Below are 7749 nucleotides of genomic sequence, written 5' to 3' on the forward strand. Positions count from 1 at the left end.
GAATAGGGATTTCTATTTCTTAGAAAATGCCATGCCTCGTGATACAGGCCACACTTCGGCAAAACCATAAGCTGCATACAGTTTATAAGCCTCTCCATCCGCTATTAAACTAATGTAGCAAGAACTCGGCAAAGACTCATCGATAAACTCCTTAAGCTTTGTCATAATAAGTTTTCCAAGTCCTTTTTTCTGATGTGCCGGCAGCACACAAATATCGACTACCTGACAATGGCACGCGCCATCACCAACAATACGCCCCATTCCAATAGCCTCTCCATCGTTCTCGGTATCGATGATAGCAACGCAACACAATGAATTTGCAAGTCCTATTTTGGCCGCTTCCATTGTTTTCGGACTAAGTCCACTTTCTGTACGAAGCTTTATATAAACTTCAGGCGCTACTAATTCATATACTGCTTTATATCTCATAAATTATTGAATAGAAAATATTATTACTCTCGATTATCTACAGTTATCCTAAAAACTAAACTATGCGCTAACATATCACCCTTTTCGTTAATTGAAAAAAGATACATGTCCGTTTTAGAACTATCCGGATTACTTTTCGGTTTAATCACCAAATGTTTTAAGCCTGATACATTACCTATTTTATTTCTGTCCAAGGTTATGCTATCTCCACTGATTTGATAGGTTCCATAAGTATAGTTACTTGACCCAATACTGGAATTATCAAATATGTACGTTCCATTTTTTTTAAAATCGATACCAACACCATTAAAATCTCCGTCATAAAAAACTTTTAATAAGGTAGTTTGATTAAAAACACGCTGAATTTTCACTTCTAACAATGAAACAATAGCAATAATCAATAGACAAAGAACAGTAAAACCAAAGCTACTAACCTTCTTCTCAAATCTATAGCGTTTAATGTCGGTGACTAATGTCCAAATCAGTAAACAAATACCAATAAAAATTAAAACAAACCACGACAAGCCATCAGCTAAGGAAACTTCAAATTGAGAATTGTAGGTTATGTTTATTAATAATAAACCAACGATAAGAATAGAAATAAATCGAATTGCTTTCATCCAGTTTTTAGGTTATCCAAAATTACGACTTATTACTTAAAAGTTGCCATTATCAAATTTTACCTCAGGGAATTACTCCCACCATTTTTTGTATTTAAGCTTCTCATTAATTACGGGCTTCCCGATTACTTTATTTGGCATCATGTTTTCTAAAACATAACTTAACCAGCCATTTTTTATGTATTTTTCATTTACGCTAAACTCCCCAGCACCAATATCGAGGTCCCCACTTTCCGGAATACGGTAATCTCCCCAATGGCATCTTTTTGAACGATTTGTTTTATAGCTCGTCCAACTACCGACAAATTGGTTATTAGCAAATCCATCGGCACTAAACATTAATCCATCATAACGAAAGTTATCTTTGTCATCAATTAGAAACTTGCTTTTCATAGTCCCCTTTATAATGCCGGTTGAAGGTTGTTTTTTGTCTTCATAAAGGATGACATCACAAGTTGCATAGCCTTGTTTATAAGCAGGTATATCTTCACTCTTATATATGCTAGCCTGCTGCACGGTTATCGTTCCCTGAAAAAAGCAGATATTATCTTCAACCATCGTCTTACCTGCTACGACATATGCGTACGGGTTCTTTGCATCTTGCTTAATAGAAGTAAAATGAATAAAAAAGCATTTATAATCCTCGCCAATAAAACCCAAAATTGCTGGGCGCACAATCCTCTCTTTATATCCTTCTCTATCTTCCGCTAAAAATTTCTTAGCAGTTAGTATTGTAGAGAGGTTATAGTTCTTTAACTGAGAATAGAAATCAGTTGTCGTTATATTTTGCCCATTGGTATTACTACACAGTAAAACTATAAAAGTTAAAAGAGCTACATATCGAAATAATCTTTTCATCATAGGGAGGATCTTTTGGAACTTAGTGATATAAAAAACAGTTATGATTGATGAATTTCAAACAACGCCATACTAACGTTTTTTAAATAACCAGTTCGGAATTTCATCATTCAACAAAAATGGAATCGTAATCGTAGCATGATTCAGATTCGTATACGTTTTAAAGGTTACATTTTTACGCCCTTTCAATTTAGCAAACAATTCTTCGCTTCCCTGATAAGGGTTATCCGTGTCCTTTTCCCCATGAACCAATAGGATTCGCTTAACCTTCCATGCCGTTAGATTGGAGAAATCAGGAACAGCAGCAATAGAAACGATACCTGTAAACTTATTGGGTGCCATATTCATTAAATTTTGAGCTGTAGAAGCTCCCATAGAATAGCCGACTAAATAAACTTTAGCGCGGTCTATCCTATAATCATGCTCCAGCTCACTTAATAAATCCAATACCAATTGAACATCATCGCTTGCTTTGGATACTAAAATACCATTAGCATCCTTATCATATAAGGAAGAACGCTCATTAAATTGCGGAACGACAACAAGTGCATTGTATGTACTATATATTTCGGGTCTAGTCCATATTTTAGCTAAATGTTCCAACTGTTTCTCATTATCATTGCCAATGCGTGAAGAGTTATGTAGCGTAATCACAAGTGGATATTTCTCCCCCTTTTTATAATTTTTAGGCAACAATAAACGGTAAGGCAGCTCTTTATCTCCTTGTTTATAAATATGCTTTTCGAAAAGGTCGGTTGGTAGCACATTAATTACACTACGCACCTGAGCAAAGCTCAAACTATCAACGACCGTTTTATCAACGAAGTGTGTTTGCCCCTTTGCAAAAATGACGACCAGAAATAGCGGTAAAATAAAAAGACTGCGAATGGTTTTCAATGACATATGGGTTAAATAAGATTTTACAGGAGCGTAGCTATAGAATTGTTTAATCACGCTACGCGAATCGTTGGTTTATGATAAACGGGGAAGTTCACTGAGTTTGCTATGAAGCACAGCTTATTAGCTTTTTTATGCAATTCATTGGCTGTCTCCACCATGCTCAGTTCCCTTACTGTTACAACAGGGTTTAGCGTAACCTCCGCAAAGCATCCGCCTCCGTCAGACGTTTCCGTCATGAGCCCAGTAGCATCGTCACTATAATCTAGCACAATCACCCCTGCTGCTGAACACAAATGCAGATACCAAAGCATATGGCAGGAAGATAGCGAAGTGACCAGAAGGTCTTCAGGATTATATTTCGTAGCATCCCCACGAAAAGCAGCATCCGACGAGCCAAAAATTGTAGGCTTCCCTGCAATAGCAACCTCATAACTTCTTTCATAACTGGTATAATCAGCGGTACCAATTCCTTTGTTCCCGGTCCATTTTATGGTTGCTTTATAACCGTGCTGCCCTTTCATTCTTAGTTTTTCCTATCGTTAATCTTTTATGCAGTCCTAAACCTTTCAAATGACTGCCAATATTTGTCTTTATAAAGGCTATAGGTAACATCTAGCGTAGCAGCATATTTCTTCGTCAATGCATACAAAGTTTTAGCGGGTTTCCTAAAGTCCTTGCAGGCAAAATATATTACACGCACATTATCGGCCGTTTGCCTACCAACATTAAGATAGCCGTCAAAATCACGAAGCTCCGCTAGCACCTCATCTTCAAAGACATTAAGCTGTTCATAGGTTTCCTTATCCGGCATTCCATTATTATTGTTTCCATCATATTTGATTTCAACCGCCAAAATCCAAGGATGTGAAGCCTTATTGTCCCAATTTAATAAGGTAGTATTCATAATTGCTAACCATGGTCTCCCATTATTAAGCTCTGCCTCCAAAGCCGAATAACTGTCGTTGGCCGTATCGTAGTGAACCTCACTATACCTTTCTACAAACTCCTTCTCTCGCCAAATAAGGTAGTCCTTTAATTTACTTATAGGAATGAGCTCACTTTCCGCTTGTTCATTAGAAACAATCTTCAAGTTATCAATAGCTGTGACGGAGTTCAACTCGCCAAGGTAATTATCAAGGAAAATATAAACACCATTGATAATGGTAGATTGGTCTTCTTCCTTATAATCGTTGTGCACAATGACGATATCAATTTCATCCGGATAGGCATCATGATTTATAGCATAAAATGAAAGACTTTCACTATCAAAAGTATAATCACCCATTCTAATGCCTAGATTATCAATATTTGTAGCTGATTTTAGAGCCGTAAACTTCCAATTAGAAAGTGCTGGCGCAGCGGCAACAAGCTCTTCCGCAAATACGATGTTCTTTACAATTCCGTCTGGAGTGATAATCAATTCCGCCGTATGATCACCAGACATCCCCGTTAAGAAGTAAAATCCGTCTTTCAGCTCACCAAGTTTTGGCGATAGTTTATCGAAGAAATCCTTTTCCAGGTTCTCTCGGCTTTTTACAACTTTATAAAATGCTTCTTGATTGCTTTCAAACCAATTCCAAAAATCAGTGTAAGTACGTATCGGCGTTTCTTTCTTGCCAAAAATATTCTTTAAAAAACTCATTTTATGTCTTGTATAGATGCTATGGAGTAAAATAGCAGATTTAAACCTTGTTAATAAAAGTAATGAACCTTTACTATTCACTAAGATAGAAAAAATCAACCTACACGAAGAAAAACAACTAACCTCTAGAAAACGAACGTTTTAAAGAGGCTTTACTAACAAAATTTATAGTTATTAACATTTTATATGGAAAACCTTACACTATCGTGGATAACTCTACGTGTTTCATCCATAACAACACGTGCAAAACTCTCATTTCCAATTCAAAAAATCTGTAAACGCGATGGATTATCGCAATACATTCATATAATAGAGATGTTGGGCCTGGCAGGGTATCAGAATTCTATAGCGTTCAAAAGGCATTTGAAGAAGGTGAAATTTCCACAATTGTCGAAAAAAGATAAAATATCAATTATCTTACGCTAGTCGCTTATCCGCATACATATCACAACAGATGAAAAAAATACTATTGTTAACTCTTCTGAGCATTTATACGAGCCTACATGCACAAATAAAAGATACCTTAGTTAAAGTTGGTAACCATAGTCTCTATTTTCATATAACTGAAGGTACAGGCTGTCCAATTATTTTTGAATCAGGCGGAGGCAATGATGGATCCGTTTGGAAGGATGTAATGATGCTAATCGCTAAGAAAATAAATGCACCATTAATTGCATATGATAGAGCAGGCTTTGGAAAAAGTAATATTGACACAACAAATATTAACATCAATACTGAAGTAACAGATTTATATAACAGTCTTAATAAACTCGGATTTAAGGATGACTATTTTTTTGTAGCACACTCACTAGGTGCTGCTTATACAATGAAGTTTGCTAATGATAATAAGAATACGGTAAGAGGCGCTGTTTTTATAGATGTCGTAAATCCGTATTTCCTAACAGCAGAAAGGGCTAAATCAATTAAAACACAGTTTTCAAATGAGCTTTCTGCTATAAAACAGGAAAGCATTGGGTTTTATCAGCTAATCTTAAATTATGAAAATACGGCTAAAGTCATGAGGGAAAGTGCCGAAAACTTCAATATCCCCCTTACAATCATTGCCTCAGGTATTACTCCTTTTGAAGGTCAAACAAGAACGGAGTTCATCGAAGGCTTAAAAAAATTCTCACAGGAACAAGATAACCGAAAATATATCTTAATGAACGACGCTGAACATTTCGTCTTCTATGATAAGCCTGAGGAGGTAGCCAACGAAATTATTAAGTTATACACCAACCTTAATCTCCCTGATAGCGGAAAATAATACATCTTATAATACCTCTTGCATATAAGCCATACGAAACGCTCCCCCTGAACTTTCCTACATGAAGACTACATATATAGGTGGTTTTATCTGACTCATCTATTATTGCGGGGGAATCGGGTGTTGTACTTATTAGAATAGGTATATTAATAGCAAGAAGGGTTGATACTTTTTACGTAGATATAATATATAGGTGATTTTATTTGACTCATCTATTAACACGATGGAATCGGGTATTCTATTTATTAGAATAAGTACATCGGTAGCAGGAGATACTTAATAAACAACTGAAAAAACACTCATTTCCAATTTAAAAAATCTGAAAACGGGATAAATTCTGTTATTCTACTTATTACAATAGGTATATCGATAGCAGGAGGGTTTGATACTTTTATGTAGATATAGTATATAGGTGGTTTTATCTGACTCATCTATTAAGACGATGGATTCGGGTATTCTATTTATTAGAATAAGTATATCGGTAGCAGGAGATGCTCAATAAACAGCTTAAAAACACTTCATTTCAATCAACTACATATTGAACCACGATTAATAGTCCCAAATATGCTTAGACTCATCGGTGGCAGGATGGGCTCAGCCCCACAATCCCCAGACACTGGCCCTGAGCCTCCTACGGATCGAACCACGATTAATAGTCCCAAATATATTTGCACTCACCGGTGGCAGGATGGGCTCAGCCCCACAATCCCCAGACACTGGCCCTGAGCCCTTGATCCGGATCAAGTTGAATTCTTGGGGGGCATCTTTTTTTAAGCATACAATTTCATTACGCGGTATAAGAAGAACTTCGTGTCTCTAACACCCCTGAATATTGCTCTGAAAGCTTTCAGCTTAGCATTAAAAGACTCCGCGGCAGCATTTGTACTCCTATTATCAAAGTAATGAAGGATATTTGGGTGATGTGCAGCAATAGACCTTGCTACACTTTCAAAAGATTCTATCCCTGCATTCTCGGCTTGATGATGCCATAGCGCGAGTTTGGTTAATGCACCTTCTTTACTCTTGCATTTATTAAAGATATCGCCCAATGCTAGCGCTAAATCATACGCTTTCTTAAGTCTTGGAAAATGTAAGAAAAGAAGCTCTGCACGGTGCTTCTGGCTCTCAGACCACCGAGAAGTGTGTTTAAATAGCAAATATCTTGATCTCGCTAATAATTGCTTAAGCGTATCTCCGTTAGGTAATATCTCTGCAGCATAGTGATTCCCTTCTTTACGCGCCTTGATAATCTTTCGACTTTCATCATCCAAGACCGCCCAACGATATTTAATGCGCAGTTCCTGAACAGCATCATAGGCTAATTTCTGCACATGGAATCTATCTATTACTCGTTTAGCATTACTAAAACATCTGCGAACAGCTTTAGCCATATTAGGAGCCATATCCATCGTGACTTCCTTTACTTTATTTCTTAATCTAAGTGGTATACGCTCTAAAACATGAATAATATCTTCAGCCTTAGTTCCTTTTATGGTAGCCAAGATAGTCCCTTTTCTTCCTTTAGCAGCTTTACTACTTACAATCGTATAGAGTTCACCGTTACTGAAGCTCGTTTCGTCAATACTTAACTTTTCTGTTGTGTTATCAGGGAAAACAGTCCAGTATTCTGCATGAGACTTTTGATTCCAATCATGAAAGTCACTAAGATGGTTTTTATAGTGCTCCTGGAGCTGTTTTCCATCTAACTGGAAGAAAAGACCTAATAAATGAGCACTAATGGGATAATTATCCAAATATCCCCTTTAAAAAAAGCCCGAACTCTGTAGTCATTCGAGCCCCTTCACGCACCAAGTTCCAATCTCTAGTAATGATTTTCCCATCAGCTAGAACTGTCCAACGTCGGCGTTTAATATGAAGTGTAACTTTCTGAGTGCGAATAGGAAAATCCTTAATCTCAGCGGATGGCATAAAACCTTTTGATTCTAATTTAGCATTTTCATAACCTGAAGGGGCTATGTTCTTTTCATCGAGATAAATATGAAGTTCGTTGTCTTTTGAGACAACATCCATGA

At 36.8% G+C, this 7749-nt stretch carries 9 protein-coding genes; 1 reads left to right on the forward strand and 8 read right to left on the reverse strand.

What is annotated here, in order from left to right; translation table 11 throughout:
* Positions 1 to 12: 12 nt before the first annotated feature.
* The 6 genes from WH223_RS20035 to WH223_RS20060 all read right to left on the reverse strand — a co-directional run bounded on the left by WH223_RS20035 (position 13) and on the right by WH223_RS20060 (position 4449).
* Positions 13 to 429 (reverse strand): GNAT family N-acetyltransferase, encoded by a 417-nt coding sequence (locus tag WH223_RS20035; protein ID WP_340049658.1) that lies wholly within the window; start codon positions 427 to 429, stop codon positions 13 to 15.
* Positions 430 to 452: 23 nt separating this feature from the next.
* Positions 453 to 1049 carry a hypothetical protein gene (locus WH223_RS20040; RefSeq protein WP_340049659.1) on the reverse strand — a complete coding sequence of 199 codons (597 nt, stop codon included), beginning with the start codon at positions 1047 to 1049 and terminating at the stop codon, positions 453 to 455.
* 72 nt (positions 1050 to 1121) lie between these two features.
* A complete protein-coding gene (locus tag WH223_RS20045; protein WP_340049660.1) occupies positions 1122 to 1910 on the reverse strand; it encodes a hypothetical protein in 789 nt (262 codons plus the stop codon).
* A gap of 69 nt (positions 1911 to 1979) precedes the next feature.
* Positions 1980 to 2810, reverse strand: coding sequence for a carboxylesterase family protein (locus WH223_RS20050; protein ID WP_340049661.1), 831 nt, complete (start codon positions 2808 to 2810; stop codon positions 1980 to 1982).
* A gap of 47 nt (positions 2811 to 2857) precedes the next feature.
* The gene (locus WH223_RS20055; protein WP_340049662.1) at positions 2858 to 3328 is read right to left on the reverse strand and encodes an OsmC family protein; all 471 of its coding nucleotides are present in this window, start codon (positions 3326 to 3328) and stop codon (positions 2858 to 2860) included.
* A 26-nt stretch (positions 3329 to 3354) separates the two neighbouring features.
* Entirely contained in the window at positions 3355 to 4449 is a 1095-nt protein-coding gene (locus tag WH223_RS20060; protein ID WP_340049663.1) for a DUF695 domain-containing protein, read from the reverse strand.
* A 454-nt stretch (positions 4450 to 4903) separates the two neighbouring features.
* On the opposite strand from WH223_RS20060, the gene WH223_RS20065 reads away from it, so the two are divergent.
* A complete protein-coding gene (locus WH223_RS20065) occupies positions 4904 to 5716 on the forward strand; it encodes an alpha/beta fold hydrolase (RefSeq protein WP_340049664.1) in 813 nt (270 codons plus the stop codon).
* Between the two features lie 770 nt (positions 5717 to 6486).
* Here the strand turns inward: WH223_RS20065 and WH223_RS20070 are convergent.
* Together WH223_RS20070 and WH223_RS20075 are read right to left on the reverse strand one after the other, a co-directional pair.
* Entirely contained in the window at positions 6487 to 7470 is a 984-nt protein-coding gene (locus WH223_RS20070) for an ISAon1 family transposase (RefSeq protein ID WP_340049665.1), read from the reverse strand.
* Positions 7463 to 7749, reverse strand: a 287-nt coding sequence (locus tag WH223_RS20075) for an ISAon1 family transposase N-terminal region protein (protein WP_340048768.1), incomplete at its 5' end; no start/stop codon positions are given. The genes WH223_RS20075 and WH223_RS20070, both read right to left, overlap by 8 nt.

Origin of the sequence: Sphingobacterium sp. MYb382, assembly GCF_037572665.1 — a bacterium.
In the GTDB taxonomy this organism is placed as follows: Bacteria; Bacteroidota; Bacteroidia; order Sphingobacteriales; family Sphingobacteriaceae; genus Sphingobacterium.

Excerpts from the sequence above, each read along its gene's own strand:
- WH223_RS20060 (WP_340049663.1), bottom strand. The coding sequence starts at position 4,449 with ATGAGTTTTTTAAAGAATATTTTTGGCAAGAAAGAAACGCCGATACGT.
- WH223_RS20045 (WP_340049660.1), bottom strand. The coding sequence starts at position 1,910 with ATGATGAAAAGATTATTTCGATATGTAGCTCTTTTAACTTTTATAGTT.
- WH223_RS20040 (WP_340049659.1), bottom strand. The coding sequence starts at position 1,049 with ATGAAAGCAATTCGATTTATTTCTATTCTTATCGTTGGTTTATTATTA.
- WH223_RS20035 (WP_340049658.1), bottom strand. The coding sequence starts at position 429 with ATGAGATATAAAGCAGTATATGAATTAGTAGCGCCTGAAGTTTATATA.
- WH223_RS20055 (WP_340049662.1), bottom strand. The coding sequence starts at position 3,328 with ATGAAAGGGCAGCACGGTTATAAAGCAACCATAAAATGGACCGGGAAC.
- WH223_RS20050 (WP_340049661.1), bottom strand. The coding sequence starts at position 2,810 with ATGTCATTGAAAACCATTCGCAGTCTTTTTATTTTACCGCTATTTCTG.
- WH223_RS20065 (WP_340049664.1), top strand. The coding sequence starts at position 4,904 with ATGAAAAAAATACTATTGTTAACTCTTCTGAGCATTTATACGAGCCTA.